General features: G+C 60.0%; 19 protein-coding genes. 7 read left to right on the top strand and 12 right to left on the bottom strand.

Annotation, left to right across the window (positions count from 1 at the left end; genetic code table 11):
• The first annotated feature begins 44 nt into the window (after positions 1 to 44).
• Both ACR0NW_RS05810 and ACR0NW_RS05805 read left to right on the top strand, forming a co-directional pair.
• Entirely contained in the window at positions 45 to 365 is a 321-nt protein-coding gene (locus ACR0NW_RS05810) for an antibiotic biosynthesis monooxygenase family protein (protein WP_170651221.1), read from the top strand.
• Positions 366 to 437: 72 nt separating this feature from the next.
• Complete coding sequence (locus ACR0NW_RS05805) at positions 438 to 845, top strand: universal stress protein (protein WP_170651220.1); 408 nt, start codon at positions 438 to 440, stop codon at positions 843 to 845.
• Positions 846 to 889: 44 nt separating this feature from the next.
• Here the strand turns inward: ACR0NW_RS05805 and ACR0NW_RS05800 are convergent, their stop codons facing one another.
• A complete protein-coding gene (locus ACR0NW_RS05800; RefSeq protein ID WP_480448419.1) occupies positions 890 to 1,360 on the bottom strand; it encodes an aminoacyl-tRNA deacylase in 471 nt (156 codons plus the stop codon).
• 114 nt (positions 1,361 to 1,474) lie between these two features.
• Positions 1,475 to 1,957, bottom strand: a complete 483-nt coding sequence (locus ACR0NW_RS05795; RefSeq protein ID WP_480448420.1) for a HugZ family pyridoxamine 5'-phosphate oxidase — start codon at positions 1,955 to 1,957, stop codon at positions 1,475 to 1,477.
• Positions 1,958 to 2,057: 100 nt separating this feature from the next.
• On the opposite strand from ACR0NW_RS05795, the gene ACR0NW_RS05790 reads away from it, so the two are divergent.
• Positions 2,058 to 2,708: an NADPH-dependent FMN reductase gene (locus ACR0NW_RS05790; RefSeq protein WP_480448421.1), complete on the top strand. Its 651-nt coding sequence runs from the start codon at positions 2,058 to 2,060 to the stop codon at positions 2,706 to 2,708.
• Positions 2,709 to 2,889: 181 nt separating this feature from the next.
• Positions 2,890 to 3,216, top strand: a complete 327-nt coding sequence (locus tag ACR0NW_RS05785) for an excalibur calcium-binding domain-containing protein (RefSeq protein ID WP_480764680.1) — start codon at positions 2,890 to 2,892, stop codon at positions 3,214 to 3,216.
• A 33-nt stretch (positions 3,217 to 3,249) separates the two neighbouring features.
• On the opposite strand, the gene gph is transcribed toward ACR0NW_RS05785, so the two are convergent.
• A complete protein-coding gene (gene gph / locus ACR0NW_RS05780; RefSeq protein ID WP_480448422.1) occupies positions 3,250 to 3,933 on the bottom strand; it encodes a phosphoglycolate phosphatase in 684 nt (227 codons plus the stop codon).
• Positions 3,934 to 4,220: 287 nt separating this feature from the next.
• On the opposite strand from gph, the gene hemP reads away from it, so the two are divergent.
• Positions 4,221 to 4,388 carry a hemin uptake protein HemP gene (gene hemP, locus ACR0NW_RS05775; protein ID WP_480449582.1) on the top strand — a complete coding sequence of 56 codons (168 nt, stop codon included), beginning with the start codon at positions 4,221 to 4,223 and terminating at the stop codon, positions 4,386 to 4,388.
• Complete coding sequence (locus ACR0NW_RS05770; RefSeq protein ID WP_480448423.1) at positions 4,385 to 4,861, top strand: hypothetical protein; 477 nt, start codon at positions 4,385 to 4,387, stop codon at positions 4,859 to 4,861. The genes hemP and ACR0NW_RS05770 overlap by 4 nt, the downstream gene beginning before the upstream one ends.
• Before the next feature lie 63 nt (positions 4,862 to 4,924).
• Here the strand turns inward: ACR0NW_RS05770 and ACR0NW_RS05765 are convergent, their stop codons facing one another.
• The 8 genes from ACR0NW_RS05765 to ACR0NW_RS05730 all read right to left on the bottom strand — a co-directional run bounded on the left by ACR0NW_RS05765 (position 4,925) and on the right by ACR0NW_RS05730 (position 15,829).
• Positions 4,925 to 7,990 carry an aminotransferase class III-fold pyridoxal phosphate-dependent enzyme gene (locus ACR0NW_RS05765; protein WP_480448424.1) on the bottom strand — a complete coding sequence of 1,022 codons (3,066 nt, stop codon included), beginning with the start codon at positions 7,988 to 7,990 and terminating at the stop codon, positions 4,925 to 4,927.
• 15 nt (positions 7,991 to 8,005) lie between these two features.
• The gene (locus ACR0NW_RS05760; protein ID WP_480448425.1) at positions 8,006 to 8,878 is read right to left on the bottom strand and encodes an NAD(P)-dependent oxidoreductase; all 873 of its coding nucleotides are present in this window, start codon (positions 8,876 to 8,878) and stop codon (positions 8,006 to 8,008) included.
• Between the two features lie 101 nt (positions 8,879 to 8,979).
• Positions 8,980 to 9,369, bottom strand: a complete 390-nt coding sequence (cueR, locus tag ACR0NW_RS05755) for a Cu(I)-responsive transcriptional regulator (RefSeq protein WP_480448426.1) — start codon at positions 9,367 to 9,369, stop codon at positions 8,980 to 8,982.
• Positions 9,366 to 11,846, bottom strand: a complete 2,481-nt coding sequence (locus ACR0NW_RS05750; RefSeq protein WP_480448427.1) for a heavy metal translocating P-type ATPase — start codon at positions 11,844 to 11,846, stop codon at positions 9,366 to 9,368. The genes cueR and ACR0NW_RS05750 overlap by 4 nt, the downstream gene beginning before the upstream one ends.
• A gap of 68 nt (positions 11,847 to 11,914) precedes the next feature.
• Positions 11,915 to 12,688 (bottom strand): SDR family NAD(P)-dependent oxidoreductase, encoded by a 774-nt coding sequence (locus tag ACR0NW_RS05745; RefSeq protein WP_480448428.1) that lies wholly within the window; start codon positions 12,686 to 12,688, stop codon positions 11,915 to 11,917.
• Positions 12,685 to 13,617 (bottom strand): SDR family oxidoreductase, encoded by a 933-nt coding sequence (locus tag ACR0NW_RS05740; RefSeq protein WP_480448430.1) that lies wholly within the window; start codon positions 13,615 to 13,617, stop codon positions 12,685 to 12,687. Before ACR0NW_RS05740 ends, ACR0NW_RS05745 begins: the two co-directional genes overlap by 4 nt.
• Entirely contained in the window at positions 13,614 to 14,516 is a 903-nt protein-coding gene (locus tag ACR0NW_RS05735; RefSeq protein WP_480448431.1) for a bile acid:sodium symporter family protein, read from the bottom strand. The genes ACR0NW_RS05740 and ACR0NW_RS05735 overlap by 4 nt, the downstream gene beginning before the upstream one ends.
• Positions 14,513 to 15,829 (bottom strand): flavin-containing monooxygenase, encoded by a 1,317-nt coding sequence (locus tag ACR0NW_RS05730; RefSeq protein WP_480448432.1) that lies wholly within the window; start codon positions 15,827 to 15,829, stop codon positions 14,513 to 14,515. Before ACR0NW_RS05730 ends, ACR0NW_RS05735 begins: the two co-directional genes overlap by 4 nt.
• A 64-nt stretch (positions 15,830 to 15,893) precedes the next feature.
• Between ACR0NW_RS05730 and ACR0NW_RS05725 the strand changes: the two genes are divergently transcribed.
• Positions 15,894 to 16,556, top strand: coding sequence for a TetR/AcrR family transcriptional regulator (locus tag ACR0NW_RS05725; protein ID WP_480448433.1), 663 nt, complete (start codon positions 15,894 to 15,896; stop codon positions 16,554 to 16,556).
• Positions 16,557 to 16,586: 30 nt separating this feature from the next.
• Here the strand turns inward: ACR0NW_RS05725 and ACR0NW_RS05720 are convergent, their stop codons facing one another.
• Positions 16,587 to 17,207, bottom strand: coding sequence for a pyridoxamine 5'-phosphate oxidase family protein (locus ACR0NW_RS05720; protein ID WP_480448434.1), 621 nt, complete (start codon positions 17,205 to 17,207; stop codon positions 16,587 to 16,589).
• Positions 17,208 to 17,210: the final 3 nt, after the last annotated feature.

Here is a 17,210-nt window from a genome sequence, read left to right as displayed (position 1 = left end):
GGAGAAAGCTGTGTTAGGCTGGAGGAAGCAGGAGGAGTAGCCAGATGCCAAAAATCTCGAAAGACGCCAGCATTCAGACTGTGATCACCACCTTCGAAATGACACCGGGGACCTGTCAGGATTTGCTTGAAGCGCTGACAGACGCCTTCGAGAGCTTCATTTCAAAGCAACCCGGTTTCATTTCCGCAGGCCTGCATGTGAACGATGCACAGACCCGGATAGCCAATTATTCGCAATGGCAGCGGCGTGAGGATTTTCTGGCGATGCTGCGCACGCCCGAAATGCGTGATCGCAACCGCAAGATCAACGAACTGTGCAAAAGTTTCGAACCGGTGATGTACGACGTGGCGGAAACCTTTGGCTGAGACTGACCTGAATCAAGGCGTTTTCAACTATGCCGGAGCAGTCTGACCCTGACTGAAGCGGAGGCGCAAGCCATGTATCACAATATTCTTGTTCCGATATCCTTTGATGCCGAAAGAGATACTTCCGGGCCGCTCAAACTGGCCGAGATGTTGGCAACACCCGGGGCGGCGATCACTTTGCTGCATGTTGTCGAACATATTCCCGACTATGCCATCTCATATATGCCTGCGGAGTATCTGACAGAGGCGCGCAAGGCGATACAGGTCGAATTGGACCGCCTTGCAGCCAATCTGCCGAACGCGGTGGGACTGGTCATCGAAGGGCATTCGGGTCGAACTATCCTCGACTGGGCGGAGGCAAACAAACCGGACCTGATCATCATGGCATCCCACCGGCCCGGGATGCAGGATTTGCTGCTTGGTTCGACCACGACGCACGTTGTTCGACACGCGCAATGTGCGGTGCACGTGGTTCGATAGCCAAAGCCTGAAACCGAAGGCTGGCCAGTCGGCCAGCCGCCGGATCAGTTCATGCAGCAGAATGAGCCGTGATCGGCGTCCTTCATCAGGCGGTCGAAATCTCCGCCCTTCATTTCAACCAGTGTTTTGTGGTCACCGGCCTCGAACCAGACCTTGTCCAGACCGGTCAGGCTGTCATCGATGATGGTTGGCACGTCATAGGCGGCACCGACCGGTGGAGCGGCGCCCAGATCGCAATCGTCAAAGACGCCTTCCACTTCGGCCTCGGGCGCCAGACCGATGCGGCGGGAAAGGATCGATTGCAGCGTTGTAAGGTCAAGCTTGTGGTTTGACGGCACTACTGCCAGCATCGGCCCTTCTTCCATGTGAATCAGGACGGATTTGGCCAGATGGTCACCCGGGACATGAGCCGCCTCGGCGCATTCGGCGGCAGTGGCGGCATAAGGGTGCCGGATCATGTCAAAGGGCAGCCCCTGAGCGTCAAGATGATGTTTGAGGCGCGCAGCTATGGTCATGGTGTCCTCCGTAACTCCATGGCGCCCGTCTGAGCAGTCGGCGCGACCCGGGCGCCGTTTGTGAACTAGAGAGTGCCAGTGTGCGCCCCTTGCCCGAGTCGGGCAAGCCCGCCGTCAGAAATCCTGTGGTGTCAGCCGGAATGCCTTGCCGAAGCCGCCGTTGAGAAGCCCGTCGGAAACGTTGAAGCGGACAAAGCAGAAGTCGGTAAAATCAACATACAGCTTTGCCTTTGGCCGCAGCGACAGGTACCGAGCACGCAAAATCCTGTGGTCTTCGGTCCCGTGGTCGATCAGCTCGGCCTGGCAATGTAGGGTCAGGCGCGGATGTGTCAGCGGGTCGCCTTTTTCACCGGGTTCCCCGATCAGCAGGGCACAGTTTGGGTTGGCCTGCAGCGCACGGGTGTGTTCGGCCAGAGACGAGATCAGTGATACCGGTTGGTTCCGGTCGTCGGTCGCAAGGGCAATCCGGGAAACCGATGGCAGCGATGACTGCGGCTGCAATACGGCGATGGCAGCGTGCGTCGCGGCAGAGATCAACTCGCGCGTAAGTATACGGGCCGCATCGTCGGCGGGCTGAACTGGATCGTTCCTGGGCATGGTGACTCCGGCATTTTGTAATCCGCGAATGGCAAAGCAAGTGATAAACACCTAGGCTCCCCTCGGCGAGGCTGAATTTCCTGTCGATATGGAGTTGGATGTGCCCCTGAAATTTCTTGTATTCCTCGGTTCTGTCCGAGAAAGCACCCCTCCGCGCCCCGCCCGTCTGGGTGAACGGGTCGCGCGCGCCTGTCAGATGCAACTGACCGCCGCAGGGCATGATGTCGAGCTTGTTGACCCGTTGCAGATTGATCTGCCGCGTCCGTTCAAACCTCATTTTTCCTATGCCAGTGGGCGCGCGTCGGATGGGCTGAACGCGCTGGCGGGCAAGATTTCCGACGCGGACGGGTATGTTATGGTCAGCCCGGAATTCAACCATTCCATGTCCCCGGCGCTTGCGGACCTTCTGAACCATCTCGGTAGCTCGCTGTATTCCTACAAACCAAGCGCGATTGTCACCTATTCGGCCGGGCAATGGGGTGGCGCGCGCGCGGCGGTCAACATGCGCACATTCCTGAGCGAGCTGGGGTGCCTGCCGGTTTCCGCAATGATCCACGTACCAAAGGCGCACGATGTTTTTGCGACCGATGGCGGGTTTGCTGAAACGGTGGATGCGACACGATGGCAGGGATATATGTCGCGGACCTTCGATCAGTTGGTCTGGTGGGCCGGTGCGGCAGCCCATCAGCGCGAGGTGGCATCTTATCCCGAAGCCTTCACGCGGGACCCCTCGCAGCGCAACGCGCCCTGAAACCCGGCCGGTTTTTTGTCATGTCGCGGCCCTTTCATTGCCACATAGGATGATCATCTAAGTTCCCATGATGCGCCGAAGAAAACCGGAACCGGAGAATAGTCCCAACCCCCGATCCGCCAGGCGGCGTGAACGGGCGGATGCGCTGCGCAAACATGCGTTGTCACCGGTTCGCATCCTGATGATGGTTCTGGTCCTGCCAATTACCACCATTGTCATTGCATTGGGTGTTTACATGCGCACGACGTCTTACGAGCCGACCGAAGCGGTGGCGCATCTTGTGGCGCTGGCGGGGTGCGATGCGGCGCGGGCCGTCGGACTTGGGCCGGTACGCATGGGCGAGCCGGGATATCACCCCAGAAACGATCTGGACGGGGATGGTGTGGCCTGCGGATCTGCCCCTGCGGTGGCGCAACCAGCCCCAGCGGCGCAACAGGCCCCAGTTGCGGACAGCAGTAATGCCCCCAGCCAGCGAAGGGTCGGCAGCGCAAAATTCATCCGGCCCTAAAAAACAGCGGATTCCGGGGCTGAAAGCAGCTGGTTACGTTCCGTTTGGCACAGTGTTTGGCATCTCGTCCAGAACCTGCGCAACCAGTTCGGGCAAGTCGGCACTGTCACTATATGAAGCTGTATGAGCCAAGTGCTCGATCGGGTTTTTCCGGTATCCTTCCGTGAACAACAGAAACGGCACTTTGGCCCTTTGTGCTGTTTCGGCGTCTACCTCGCTGTCGCCAACGAACAGGCGCGGCCCGCCCCCGAGGTGGTCGAACGCAGCGTGCAACGGTGCCGGATCGGGTTTGCGCCTGTCGAAGGTATCGCCCCCAATCACGACGTCAAAAAACTGTGCCAGTTCCAGCGCGTCCAAAACGTGGCGGGCAGGGGCTTCGGGTTTGTTGGTGCAGAGCCCCAGTGTAAATCCCGCGCCCTGCAGCGTTGCCAGCGATTCTCGCACGCCGGGATATGGAACCGTCAGATCGCTGGACCGCTTGTTGTAGTGATGCAGTGTCAGACGCGTCAGCTCGGCGTGTTGACCCATATCCATATCGCAGTGGTCGATGACCTTTCCGACAAGATTCGGCAGGCCGTTCCCGACGAATGAGCAAACTGTGCTCAGGGACAGTGCATCGCGGTTCACCTCAGCAAGCATGCTGTTTACGGCCCCGGCAATGTCGGGAAGGCTATCCACCAAAGTGCCATCAAGGTCAAAAACAATCCTGGCAGTCATCTGTGAATCCCGGTCAGAGAATACGGTTCTTGAACGGGGTAGCCGGTCGTGACGGGCTGTGCAACCGCATCTGTTTCAGAGAGGAAATATGGCCTCTTGACATACCTTACTATTTTAATCAGATTACAGATGAGAAATATCAGCCACCCCAGAGTGCTCTGGGCCAGCCAGATCTGAACCCGATGATAAAAAACGAAAAGTCAGGATCTGATATGTCTGAGCGTACCAGCCGGGACGACGATCCGAGCGACAAGGCCCCTCGTGATTCAAGCTCTGGAGATGACCCCATGAATGCCCAGAACCCCACTCCGACCCAAGGTTATGCTGTCTCGATACTTCCCGCCCACAAGGCTGAGGAACTGACCAAAGGCGGCAACCTCGCCCATATCGAACTGGGCGATCAGCTATATACGCTGCGCATCACACGCGCGGGCAAACTGATCCTCACGAAATGAGCCGTCCGACACCTCGCGGCGGGGCGGCGGTTGGCCGTCTGGCCGATCTGAACCCTGTCGAGGCCGGCGCCGTCATGTACCTTCGCCTTTGGGGTGAAGGTGCCGGTGGTCGTGCCGATGCCGCCAGTGATTTCGATATCGCGCTGGGCGCGGATCAGGGGCGCGCTGCCATGATGACGCTGGAGCGCCTTTGCGCGCTTTGTGCGCAGCACGGCCGCCGTCCGCTTATCCGTCACGGATTAGGCTGCGCCTGTCTTGGCGCGGACGAAAACTGTTTTGCCCAGATGATCGCTGCGGCGGCTGATGGCGAAAGGGAAGATGCGATGATGATGGCTTCGCTTATCGTCCGCCCGGATTTTGCACCCGCCCTGACGTCCTTGTCCGAGCAGCTGGGGCTGGCGCTGCGCCGCATGACGGCTGTCGTGCCAATGCCGACAACCGGGCATCAGACCCCTTCGTCGGTACTGCACTGATTACAGTGTTATAGCATCGGCGAGCGCAGAACCCCGGCATATCCCCGCCGGGGTTTTGCAGTTTCAGCAGCAGCCACACCCATGGTGGTGGTGTTCGTGATCACAGGCCGGGACAGGGGTATAATCCCCGACTTCGGCCAGCACGTTGCGTAAGGCCCACAGGATCATGTCCACGTCTTCGGCTTCGATGGTCAGCGGCGGGCGGATTTTCAGGATGTTGTCCTTTGGCCCTTCGCTGCCGATCAAGATACGATGATCGCGCATCCTGTTCTTGACGAAACTGCAGATTTCGGTGCCTTCCGATCCATCCGGGTTGATGAGTTCAACGCCAAGGAACAGCCCCATGCCGCGCACGTCGCCGACGCAGGCAAAATCGGTTTCGATCCGGCGCAGCCCCTCGATCAGGTGTGTGCCCATGGCGCGGGCATTGTCCTGAAGGACCTCGTCGTCGACGATATCCAGAACCTCTTTGCCGATACGGCATGACAGCGTCGAACCGCCGAAGGTGGAAAAGAACTCAACCCCGTTGTTGAAGCTGTCGGCAATGGCGCGGGTTGTTACCAGAACGCCCAGCGGATGACCGTTGCCGATAGGTTTGCCCATCACCACGATATCGGGCAACGCGCCTTGATGTTCGAAACCAAAATAGTGCTCACCCAAGCGGCCAAGGCCCGTCTGCACTTCGTCCGCGATGCAGACTCCGCCCGCCGCGCGGATCTTTTCGTAGACGGAGCGCAAGTACCCTTTGGGCGGGATGATCTGACCGCCGACCGAGGGGAAGGTCTCGGCGATAAAGCCCGCAACGCCGTGACCCTTTTCTTGCAGTGCGGCAATTGCCGGATCGACAAGATTCGCGAACTTTGTGGCGCGGTCGGGATCGTTGCGCCGGAATGATCCGCGATAATCGTCCGCCACTTCGACCAGTTCGACCCAGTCCGCCTGTCCGCCGCCACCCGGCTTGTTGAACTTGTAGGCCGAGATGTCGATCGCACCTGTTGTGTTGCCGTGATAGCCGTGATCCGGCGTCACCATGCCCCTTGCGCCGGTATGCGCCCGGGCCAGCCGCAAGGCCAGCTCGTTCGCCTCGGTGCCTGAGTTGACGAAAAAGCAGACCTCGAAATGATCGGGAAGCTTCGACAGAACCTTTTCGGCAAAGGCCGTTTGCGCCGGATGCAGATAGCGGGTGTTCGAGTTCATCCGTTTTAGCTGATCCGCTGCAACCCCCTGAATCCGGGGATGGGCATGGCCCACATGCGGGACATTGTTATAGGCATCCAGATAGGGGCGGCCCCATTCGTCGAACAGATGATGCTTCCAGCCGCGCATCAGCATGACCGGATTGTCATAGGTCAGGCTGAGATTGCCGCCGAAATGGTCGTGCCGACCATGCAGGATCGTCTGCTTGTCGGTCGGGCGATAGAACACCTTGTCATCCGGAAGGTTCAACAACGCCGCCGGGTTGGGGCAGACGGCATGCCACAGATACATCTCGTCCGGGTCGCCGACGCCCGGCCAGTCGGCCTGCATCCCGTCGGTGGTCAGCGCCAGTTGGAAATGAACGTGCGGCGCCCAGCCGCCATTCTGGCTGGCGTCGCCAAGCCGCGCAAAAGCCGCCCCCTGCGCCACCGGATCGCCGGGTTTCAGCCTGCTGCAAATCTCGGGGTCCAGGTGACCGTAGAGCGTGTAAAACGGATCACCTTCGGGTGTTTCATGATGCAGGATCACCACTCCGCCGTAATCAAGGTGACTGATGCGATTCTCGACCACCTCGACCCGTCCGCTGAGCGGGGCATAAAGCGTGGTTCCCGCCGGGGCGAAAACGTCAACGGCCAGATGAACGGTGCGTCGGTCCGAGGCTTTCCACGGCCCTTTGCGGAAACCGGGTTCGGCATAGATCAGGCGCGGTTCACTGTAATAACCCAGCCAGGGACCTTCGCCGAATTCTTCGCCCACGCGGGCGGCTTCATCCAGAGGCATGTGGAACGGGTTCTGTGGCCAGGTCGAGTTTTCGACCGACAGCGACCCCATCGGCGCATCGGTCAGGTCCTGACCGAACATTTCAGCGAACTGACCGCGATGTTCCGCAAGATAGGCGTGGATGCGCTCGGCACCGTCGGTCACTGGCAGGCCACAGGCCGCACGCAGACGGGCAGGCATCAGATCGCCGTTGATCGATGCATTCTCCAGCAGCCGCCACGCAGGCGCCTGACTGATGGTGACATACGGGTCATCCGGGTTTTCGCTCGCCATAAGGGTCGAGTTCACAACCGAGACGGCAAGCCGCATCCGCAATAGCGGCCAGATCAGATCAACCTCCTGCGGGCGCAGGCGGTTGGCGGCGTGATATCCGCGCACCAGCGCGACCAGAGCGCGCTCGGGCTTGGGATGATCCAGTACGATATAGGCTCCGGCAATTGCCAGATCGCAGATGCGTGGGCCGGCACACATGTCCCCCAGATCGATCAGGCCGGAAATGCTCTGACGTTCGTTCAGCTCTCCCTCGACCAGAATGTTGTAGTCGTTGGCGTCGTTGTGGATGGCCTGTTTGGGCAGGTCCGCCAAATGATCCGAGATGGCGTCGAATTGCGCGGCGATCTCCTCAAGCAATGCACGCCGGGCCGGGTCTGCGATTGCGCCCATCTTGTCAGAGATCCAGCCCGCCTGCGTCAGATCCCATTTGAAATCCTCGCGGTGCAGGTTTGGGTGACTGAACCGTTCCAGTGCCCTGTCGGTGGCGCCCAGAACCCGGCCCAGTTTCATGATCAGTTCGTCGGTCTTTGGCGTGGCCTTTGCGTAGCAACGACCGGGTAGCCGTTCCTGCAGCCAGACTAGGCGCTGCTGGCCCTGTTCATCGGGTATCTCGGGCAGCTGGACGCCTTTCAGGTCCGGCAGAACCTTGGGAAACGGCAGCCCCGGGGCCTCGGCCGCGATATATTCCAGAGTCTTCACCTGCAGGTCGACAAACCCGGCTTCGCAGCCCGCGCGCATGACCTTCAGCACATAGTCCTGACCATTTTTGGCCTCGACCAGAAAGTTCAGGTCATATTCGCCGTCCAGTCGCGACAGCCGGGCCTTGAGCCCCCAATGTTGCCGCAGGGCAGCGGCCCAGAAATCCGTCATGTCACTCATCTGCATTGAGGTCCTTTAGTCCAGCGCCCGCAGCCGTTTGAAAAGCGAGGACGTATCCCAGCGCCCGCCGCCCAGTTTCTGAACGTCCTTGTAAAACTGATCGACCAGCGCGGTAACGGGCAGGGAAGCGCCGCTTTCGTTGGCGGCGTCCAGACAGATACCCAGATCCTTGCGCATCCAGTCGACGGCGAAACCATAGTCGAAATGATCGTCCAGCATCGTTTCGTGCCGGTTGACCATCTGCCAGCTGCCTGCGGCACCCTGGCTGATGACCTCGACCACTGCGCGCCCGTCCAGACCTGCCTTTTCCGCAAAATGAAGGGCTTCGCTGAGGCCCTGAACCAATCCGGCGATGGCGATCTGGTTGCACATCTTGGTCATTTGCCCGGCGCCGCTTTCGCCAATCCGGCGGCATATCTTGGAATAGACCTGCATCACCGGCTCGGCCTTGTCATAGGCGTCCTGATCGCCGCCGCACATGATCGACAGGACGCCATTTTCGGCCCCTGCCTGTCCGCCCGAAATCGGCGCGTCCACGAAAGAGATGCCCATGGTTTTGGCAGCATCATAAAGCTCGTTGGTCACCTTGGCCGAAACGGTGGTGTGATCGACAAAAATGGCCCCACGTGACATGCCGTGAAACGCGCCACCATCGCCCAAGCAGACCATGCGCAGATCGTCGTCATTGCCGACACAGGCCATGACCAGTTCCGCCCCCTTCGCCGCCTCTGCCGGAGTGGCAGCCATCGCCCCGCCATGCTGGGCAACCCAGGCTTCGGCCTTGGCGGCCGTGCGGTTGTAAACGGTAACCTCATGGCCCGCGGCCTGAAGGTGACCTGCCATGGGATATCCCATGACACCAAGGCCAAGGAACGCGACTTTTGCCATCTGGTGATCCTCTCTGCTGTCCAACCCCGCTGGGAAAGTTCAGCGGGCCGGAAATATCTGGCAGAGACAAAGCAAAGCTGAACCCAAAGGGCAACCCCGCGTCACGATTTGCTGCCCAGATCCTGCAGGATCGGGCAATCGGGCCGGTCGTCACCCGCGCAGGCGTCGACCAGATGACTCAGCGTGTCGCGCATGGCATTCAGGTCGGCGATCTTGGCTTCGATCTGTGCCAGATGATCCCGCGCGACACGTTTCACGTCGGCGCTGGCGCGGGTTTCATCCTCGTATAGCGCCAGCAAGGTGCGGCAATCCTCGATCGTGAAGCCCAGAGCGCGGGCGCGTCCCAGAAAGTTCAGCTTGTGCAGATCCTGATCGCGGAACCGGCGATACCCGTTGTCGTCGCGCAGCGGCCTGATCAGGCCGATATCCTCGTAATAGCGGATGGTTTTCGCGGGCAGACCGGTTCGGGTTGCGACATCTCCGATATTCATGAGTGAACCTCCTGTGTCGATACCGGCTGCGTGTCTTCGGGCATGCTGGGCCGCACCCGGCGCAGACGCAGGGCGTTCGAGACGACAAAGACACTCGACAGTGCCATGGCACCGGCTGCCAGCGCCGGGGACAGAAGGTGCTCGCCAAATGGATACAGCACGCCAGCCGCCACGGGGATCAGAAGGACATTGTAGCCGAAGGCCCAGCCCAGATTCTGACGGATGTTGCGCATGGTTCGGCGGCTGATCTCGACCGCGTTCACCACGCCACGCAGATCGCCCGACATCAGGACCACATCCGCTGTTTCGATGGCCACATCGGTTCCGGTGCCAATGGCCACCCCGATATCAGCAGCAGCCAAGGCCGGGGCATCGTTAATTCCGTCACCCACAAAGGCAAGCGTTCCATGGGTGTCGCGCAGTGCCTCAATGGCGGCAACCTTGCCGTCCGGCAGAACTTCGGCAGTCACATGGTCGATGCCCAATTTGTCGGCCAGCGCATTTGCCGTGCGGGCATTGTCGCCGGTGACCATGGCCAGGGTCAGACCCATGTCGTGCAACTGACCGATAGCTTCACGGGTGCCCGGCTTGATCGGATCGGAAACCGCCAGTGCGGCGGCGGGGCTGCCATCGATGGCGACATAAAGCGGCGTCGCGCCTTCATCTGCCAGTTTAAGCGCTGCCGGTTCAAGCTGTGACAGATCGATACTTTCCTGAGACATGAGCCGTGCAGAACCGACCAGAATATCACGCCCATCGACGCGTGCGCGAAGCCCAAGGCCCGTGAGCGATTCAAATTCCGCAGGTTTAGGCAACTCAGATGGTCCAGCGCGGGTGATGGCGGCGGCAATCGGATGCTCCGACTGCGCCTCAGCCGCTGCGGCCAGGCGCAACACCTCGTCACGGGCAAATCCTCCTGTCGTGATGACATCGACCAGTTCGGGTCGGCCCAGCGTCAGTGTGCCGGTCTTGTCCAGCGCAACGACGCGCGCCTGCTGAAGCTGCTGCAAGGCATCGCCCTTGCGAAACAGAACCCCCAGCTCAGCCGCGCGCCCGGTCCCCACCATGATCGATGTTGGCGTGGCCAGCCCCATAGCGCAGGGGCAGGCGATTATCAGAACCGATACGCCCGCGACCAGCGCAAGCGGCAGTGATGGTGATGGGCCGACAATCAGCCAGACAACAACCGTCAGGATCGCAACGGCAATCACCACCGGAACAAAGCGGTGCGTGATCCGGTCAACCAGCCCCTGAATCGGCAGTTTGGCCCCTTGCGCCTGTTCGACCATGCGAATGACCTGCGCCAGAACGGTATCCGCGCCCACGCGGGTGGCACGGACACGCAACGCGCCTGTTCCGTTCACGGTGCCGCCGACAACTTCGGATCCGGTCGTTTTGCTGACCGGAACCGGCTCGCCCGTGATCATGCTTTCGTCGACATACGAGGTGCCGTCCAATACCTCTGCATCCACGGGAACACGCTCGCCCGGTCGGATTTGCAGGATGTTTCCGGCAACAATCGAGGCTATCGGCAAATCAACCGTTTTGCCGTCCTGTTCGACCCGCGCCGTTTTGGGCTGCAAACCGATCATTTTGCGGATCGCCGATCCGGTTCGCCCTTTGGCGCGCGCTTCCAGCAGGCGGCCCAGCAGGATGAGCACGACGATAACGGCAGCCGCTTCGAAATAGACGTTGGCAGTGCCTTGCGGCAAAACCTGCGGTGCAAAGGTCGCGACCACAGAATAGAAATAAGCGGCGGCCGTACCAAGCGCGACCAGAGCGTTCATGTCCGGCGCCCCTCTTAGCAGCGAGGGGATGCCTTTGGCGTAAAACACCCGACCTGGACCGATCAAAAGGGCCGAGGTCAGCGCGAACTGGATCAACTGGCTGGTTTGCGCGCCGATCGTGGCATGAACCCAGTGGTGAAACGCCGGAATCATGTGTCCGCCCATTTCAAGAATGAATACGGGCAAAGCCAAAGCTGCCGCCAATATCGTTGATCTGGTCAGGGATTTGATTTCCTGATCCTTTTGATCGTTATGGGTCTGAGTGTCGCTACCATCACCAATTGGCTGCGCCGGATAGCCGAGTTCTGTCGAAACCGCGGCAAGGGCGCCGGGATCGGTTGCGCCTTCGGCATAAGTGACGCTCGCCCTTTCGGTCGCAAGATTCACGCTAGCATCGATAACACCCGGAGCCGCCTTCAGCGTGCGCTCCAGCTTGGCCACGCATGAGGCGCAATTCATGCCATCGATCTTCAGAACAGTTTCCTGCGTGGCAGCCGAATATCCGACAGCATCCAGCGCATCGGTCAAGGCGGCGACCGGCCCAGCATAATCTACCTGAGCGGTCCCGGTTGCGAAATTGACCGACGCATCGGTAACGCCATCGACGTCGCGCAACGCGGTTTCAACGCGTGCAACACAGGACGCGCAGCTCATGCCGGTGATCTTGAGTTGTGTTGTTTGAGGTGTCATCCGAGTCGTCCTGATCTGGAACCTGACAATCAAATGGGGGTTCCAGTCACGGGAAGGTCAAGGGCTGATCACACTTTTTTCGTCAAGGCTCCACGAATATTCCGCTCCATCAGTCGCTGGTACAGGCGCGGAGACAGACGATTGATCAGCCAGGCAACAAAGGCCACCCTGCCGACCGGGATCGTGAACCTGCCGTGTCTGATGCCGTTCAGGATGGTGTCGGCAGCCTTTTCGGGCGTCATCGAGTCCATGCCGTCGGCAGCGGAGCCGGGGCGGGACGTACCGTCAGCCTGCCGTCCGTCATTGTCCGGATTGGTGGCGACAAAAGACGGGCAGGCGATGTGAACACGGACACCGAACGGCTTTTCCTCGGACCGAAGGGATTTGAAAAACCCCTCCAGCGCATGTTTTGACGCCGCATAAGCGGTGCGATGATAAAGCGGGGCGAAACCGGCAACCGATGATATCGCCAGATGCGCCCCTTTGGATTTCCGTATCTCGGGCAGAAAGGCACGGGCCATGGCGATGGCCGCGAAGTAGTTGATTTCGAATACCCGACGATGGCTAGCCTCGTCCGACCTGTCAAACCCGCAGATCTGGGTAATTCCCGCATTGTAGATCACCAGATCGATGCTGTCGCTTGCCGCCAATACCTTCTGTACGGCATTTTCCAGTTGCCCGAGGTCAGTCAGATCGCAGGTTACCGGCAACTGAGTTGGGGCTGGGTGCAGCCCGGTTACATCCAGATCCAGTAGGACCACGCGCCAGCCGTCGCGCTGCAATGCGGCTGAAAGGGCCTGTCCCAATCCACCCGCACCCCCGGATATGACAGCAGTCTTCACAGGCCCGCCTGCTTTTTCCAAAGATCAAAGACCTCGGCGCTGGATTTCTCGGGCGTGTATCCGAATTCTGATTTCAGGGCGTCATTCGCCAGTACCGGCCGGTATTGCAGAAACCGAACCTGTTCAGGCCCATAGCGCGACAGCCCCAGCGGGCGGGCGATGGCAAGTGCGGCTTTGAGCAGCCAGGGCGGGAGGCGCAGTACCGGTTTGCCCAATGCGCCGGCAAGATCGGACACACCCAGTGCGCCGTCTCCCGCTACGTTGTAAATCCCAGCCGGACCATCGGTTGCCGCGCGTTTCAGGATATGGGCCAGATCGCGAGTCCAGATAAAGACAAACGGGCTTTCGCTGCCCGACACTGCCAGCAGTCGCGGTTTGTGAAACAGCGCGGTGATCTGGTTTTCGGCTCCTTCGCCCAGAACGGTCCCGACACGCAGAATGACCTGCTCCAGCCCGGGCGCGACCTTACGGGCCTCGGCCAACAGCTCTTCGACCTGCCGCTTGTGGTCGGAATAGGGAAACTCGGTGTTACCGCGCAGTGGATCGCACTCACGCAGGGGCACGCGGTTGTCAGGGTGATAGCCATAGGCCGCTCCGGATGAGGTGACGACAAGCCGCCTGACCCCGTTGGCAATGGCCGCATTCACGACCTTTCGCGTACCTTCCACATCCACCGCAAACGCTGTCTGACGACCCATGTCTGGCGTCGGAGTCACAATCGAGGCCAGATGCACGATGACATCAGGTCGAACCTTAGCGATGACGCGGGCGGGCTCGCCCGTAGTGACGTCCATGCGCAAAAAACTCATCCCGTCCGGCATGGGATCGGGACGGTGCAGGTCAGTCGCAAACACCTCGGCCCCTTCCAGTTCCGCAAGCAATGCACGCCCCACCATTCCGGCGGCTCCGGTGATCAGGATGCGGGTCATCGGGCGGCCTGGGTCCGGGCCATGAGTGAAGCCAGCGCAATCCCGGAAATCGCGTGCCAGATGCCCCAGAATGCGGCGACGACGGCCATGCCCCCAAGCCCGTTGAAAAAGGCGAAGATCAGAACAAGGCCCAGCCCGGAATTCTGGATACCGGTTTCGATCGTGACCGAGCGGCGATCATAGGGGGACAGCCGGGTCAGAGTGGCCACAACCCAGCCGCCCCCCAGAGCCAGCGCGTTGTGAAGGATCACAAGCCCGGCAACGGCCCCGGCGAAGCTGAGGAAAAATCCCCAGTTTGCAGCCAGAGCGAGAATGATGAAGGCAACAAAAATACCCATCGACAGATATTGCAGCGGCTTGCGCAGACGCGCGGTCAATTCCGGGCGTCGCTGGTTCAGCGTTACGCCCAGAACCAGCGGCAGGATCAGCATCAGGCCCACGGTGATGGCGATCTGAACCGGATCGATTTCGGTGCGCTGCAGGATCGCGCGCGTTGGCGGATAAAGCCCGCCCCAAAGCGCAATGTTGGCGGGCGTCATGACAATTGCGCCTATTGTTGCAAAGGCCGTCATGGATACCGAAAGGGCGGCGTTGCCACCCGCCCTGTGCGTGATGAAGTTCGAGATGTTGCCCCCCGGACAGGCCGCCACAAGGATCAGCCCCAGCGCGATTGAGGGGCGTGGAGCCATCAGCCAGACCAGTGCAAAGGTCAAAACGGGCAGGACGATGAATTGCGATGCCAGTCCCACAATCACCGGCTTGGGGGCGCGGCGCAGGCGCTGAAAATCCTGTGGTGTCAGATCGATGGCGATGGAAAACATCACCACCGCCAGAATTGCGTTCAGCAGCATCATCGACACGGGACTGAAGTTCAGCGTGATTTCATCGATGCCGGTCATGGGGCGGCTTTCCTGAACCGGTTGATCCAGCCTGTGACCGCTTTTCGATAGGTTGCCTTGTCCACGTAATAGGCCATGCGGGCGAGGTTGAGGTAGTTCATGCCTCCGGTGGCGCGCCCATAGTTTTCCTGTTTTTTGGCTTTCAGCTCAGCCGCTACCGGGCAGCTGTTGCGAATACCTTTTATATAGCGCGCCACCATCTCGGCCTGCTCGTGCCGTCCCTGCCAGCCCAACCCGGTTGCTTCGATCATTCCGAGAATGAACAGATCATCCCTGTCTGGATGCATCGCATTAAGGTACAGATGCGGTGCGTCCCCCTGCCAGTTCAGCAGGTCGCGGTTGATGAACGGATAGTGCAGCTTGTACCCAGTGGCGGCGAGTATCATGTCGTAATCTTCGCTGCTGCCATCCCTGAAGTGGACCGTTTTTCCGTCCAGACGTTCGATGTCGGGCTGAATGCGCAGATCGCCGTGCCCCGCGTGGTAGAGGACCAGTGAGTTCACGACCGGATGGCTTTCGTACAGTTTGTAGTCCGGCTTGGGAAAACCGTACTTTTGCGGGTTCCCCACAAACCAGCCAAGGATCAGACTGTCCACCTTGCGCTTGAGCCACATGGGCAATTGAATCTTGCCGCCCATCGTATCGGCGGGTTTGCCGAACACGTATTTGGGCACGAAATAATACCCGCGCCGCATGGACAGATCGCACCGTTTTGCGTGGTGAATGGCATCAACCGCGATGTCGCAGCCAGAATTACCCGCGCCTAGGATCAGAACCCGCTTGCCGTCGAACTGACCGGGATAGCGGTATTGCGAGGCATGTATCAGGTCGCCGTCGAATGTGCCGTCAAATTCGGGCATGTTGGGTTCTGACAGCGTGCCGTTGGCAATCAACACACCCGCAAATTCGGCCTCGTGCGAACCATCGGCGTCGCGCCATTTCACACGCCAGCCCTCACCCGGTGCGCCCAAAGGGGCAGTTTCGATGACTTCCGCGCCAAACCTGTAGTGCTCGCGCAACCCGAAGCGCGTGGCGAAATCGCGAAAATAATCCCTCATCGCCCGGTGTGACGGGTATTCAGCCACCGTGTCGCACATCGGAAAATCGGCGAACTCGGTCATCCGCTTGGATGAAATCAGGTGGGCCGTTTCGTACATCGTCGATTTGGGGGCGTCGATATCCCACAATCCGCCCACATCGGAATGCAACTCGAACCCCTGAAACGGGATGCCCTGTTCCTTGAGCACCTTTGCCGCAGCCAGCCCCATAGGACCGGCCCCGATCAAGGCGAATGCCTCGCGCGTTTCCGTCATGAACTCTCCCCTGTTCGCGATGCTTAACTTGAACGAACGTTCAAAATAAGGCAAGATGAATCTCATGACGGCGAAAATCACGCAAAAACAAAGGCAAAGGGCACCCTCGCAGCGGTCCCTGCAAACCAAAGCCCGGATTCTGGATGCGGCTGAGGCCGTATTTGCAGAAAGAGGATTCGAAGGTGCATCTATCCGCGATATAGCGGCGTTGGCCGGGGTGCAGGTGGGGCTGGTACATCATCACGGTGGTGGAAAAGAAGAGCTGTTTCATCAGGCTGTTGCCCGCCGTGCGGACGAACTGGCCCGAATCCGGATCGAGGCGCTTGAGGCGCTTAAATCGCAGGGGCAGGCAACCTTGCGGGGCATTCTGGATTGCTTCATCCGCCCCTACGTGACACTGGCGCAGACCGGCGGGCCGGGGTGGATGGCCTACGGGCGTCTGGTCGCGCATGTCTCGGTCGACCCGCGCTGGCACGACATTGCGGCAGAGTGTTTTGACCCAACAGCCCGGCGGTTCATTGCGGAAATCACGGCGCTGTATCACGGCGTTGATCCGGCGGTGCTGGCAACCGGTCAGGTTTATTCCGTGTCGGCCATGCTGGCCCATCTCAACAGCGCGTGGCGGGTCGAGGCGTTGTCGCAAGGCGGGGACTTGTCCGGTCTGGATCGCCTGATCGAATTCTGCGCAGCGGGAATCGAGGCAATGGTTTCGACCGGCAGGGACTGAACGCTGACGTCTTTCTACATGAACGGCATGTCAGGGCCGTGCGGCGAGTTCCGCCTTCAACCGTTCGTTTTCCTGCTGCAACTGGGCCAGTTGCTGCCCCAAAGTATTCAGATGCGGTTTAAGCTCTGCCTCGGTAAAGCGGGGCGTGATGTGGCGCGGGCAATTCCAGTCCAGCGCCTCGACCCGGATGATGGCGGCCCGTTCGGCGGGGGCCTCTGCCCCGTCCGGGTAAAGGGCCACGGCGGCGGCGTCGCCTTCGGTAAATTCCATGCGTCCAAGTATCTTGAGCCGGCGCTGGTTCGCGTAATCCATCAGGATCATCGCAATCCGATCGTTACCATCCAAATTTCCGCGCGATATATACTGCCTGTTGCCCGAGAAATCCGCATAGCCGATCGTTGTTGGGCCCAACACCTTCAGGAACCCGACGGGTCCGCCGCGGAATTGCACATAGGGCCAGCCCGTCTCGGACACAGTGGCCTGATAGAACCCGTCGCGCGCCTCGATAAACGCCTTTTCGGCATCGCCGATCTGATGGCCCTGCTGCGGGCCGCCATTGATGAATTTCGCATATGAGGCCGCTGATCCCATCCTTTCCTGATGGGCGCGGACGGCGGGGGTGAAAGTCAGTTCTGCAAAGGCGCGGGGCATGGC

It is taken from the genome of Ruegeria sp. CF5 (assembly GCF_056537325.1).
Note: the sequence above shows the minus strand (reverse complement) of the source record. Positions and strands in the feature narration are given on the sequence as shown.

Bases quoted from the DNA above. Each gene is read 5' to 3' on its own strand.
- ACR0NW_RS05740 (WP_480448430.1), bottom strand. From the start codon at position 13,617: ATGACCCGCATCCTGATCACCGGAGCCGCCGGAATGGTGGGGCGTGCA.
- ACR0NW_RS05800 (WP_480448419.1), bottom strand. From the start codon at position 1,360: ATGACCATAGCTGCGCGCCTCAAACATCATCTTGACGCTCAGGGGCTG.
- ACR0NW_RS05735 (WP_480448431.1), bottom strand. From the start codon at position 14,516: ATGACCGGCATCGATGAAATCACGCTGAACTTCAGTCCCGTGTCGATG.
- ACR0NW_RS05750 (WP_480448427.1), bottom strand. From the start codon at position 11,846: ATGACACCTCAAACAACACAACTCAAGATCACCGGCATGAGCTGCGCG.
- gph (WP_480448422.1), bottom strand. From the start codon at position 3,933: ATGACTGCCAGGATTGTTTTTGACCTTGATGGCACTTTGGTGGATAGC.
- ACR0NW_RS05760 (WP_480448425.1), bottom strand. From the start codon at position 8,878: ATGGCAAAAGTCGCGTTCCTTGGCCTTGGTGTCATGGGATATCCCATG.
- ACR0NW_RS05770 (WP_480448423.1), top strand. From the start codon at position 4,385: ATGAGCCGTCCGACACCTCGCGGCGGGGCGGCGGTTGGCCGTCTGGCC.
- ACR0NW_RS05725 (WP_480448433.1), top strand. From the start codon at position 15,894: ATGACGGCGAAAATCACGCAAAAACAAAGGCAAAGGGCACCCTCGCAG.
- ACR0NW_RS05765 (WP_480448424.1), bottom strand. From the start codon at position 7,990: ATGAGTGACATGACGGATTTCTGGGCCGCTGCCCTGCGGCAACATTGG.
- ACR0NW_RS05720 (WP_480448434.1), bottom strand. From the start codon at position 17,207: ATGCCCCGCGCCTTTGCAGAACTGACTTTCACCCCCGCCGTCCGCGCC.
- ACR0NW_RS05805 (WP_170651220.1), top strand. From the start codon at position 438: ATGTATCACAATATTCTTGTTCCGATATCCTTTGATGCCGAAAGAGAT.
- cueR (WP_480448426.1), bottom strand. From the start codon at position 9,369: ATGAATATCGGAGATGTCGCAACCCGAACCGGTCTGCCCGCGAAAACC.
- hemP (WP_480449582.1), top strand. From the start codon at position 4,221: ATGAATGCCCAGAACCCCACTCCGACCCAAGGTTATGCTGTCTCGATA.
- ACR0NW_RS05810 (WP_170651221.1), top strand. From the start codon at position 45: ATGCCAAAAATCTCGAAAGACGCCAGCATTCAGACTGTGATCACCACC.
- ACR0NW_RS05730 (WP_480448432.1), bottom strand. From the start codon at position 15,829: ATGACGGAAACGCGCGAGGCATTCGCCTTGATCGGGGCCGGTCCTATG.
- ACR0NW_RS05785 (WP_480764680.1), top strand. From the start codon at position 2,890: ATGATGGTTCTGGTCCTGCCAATTACCACCATTGTCATTGCATTGGGT.
- ACR0NW_RS05795 (WP_480448420.1), bottom strand. From the start codon at position 1,957: ATGCCCAGGAACGATCCAGTTCAGCCCGCCGACGATGCGGCCCGTATA.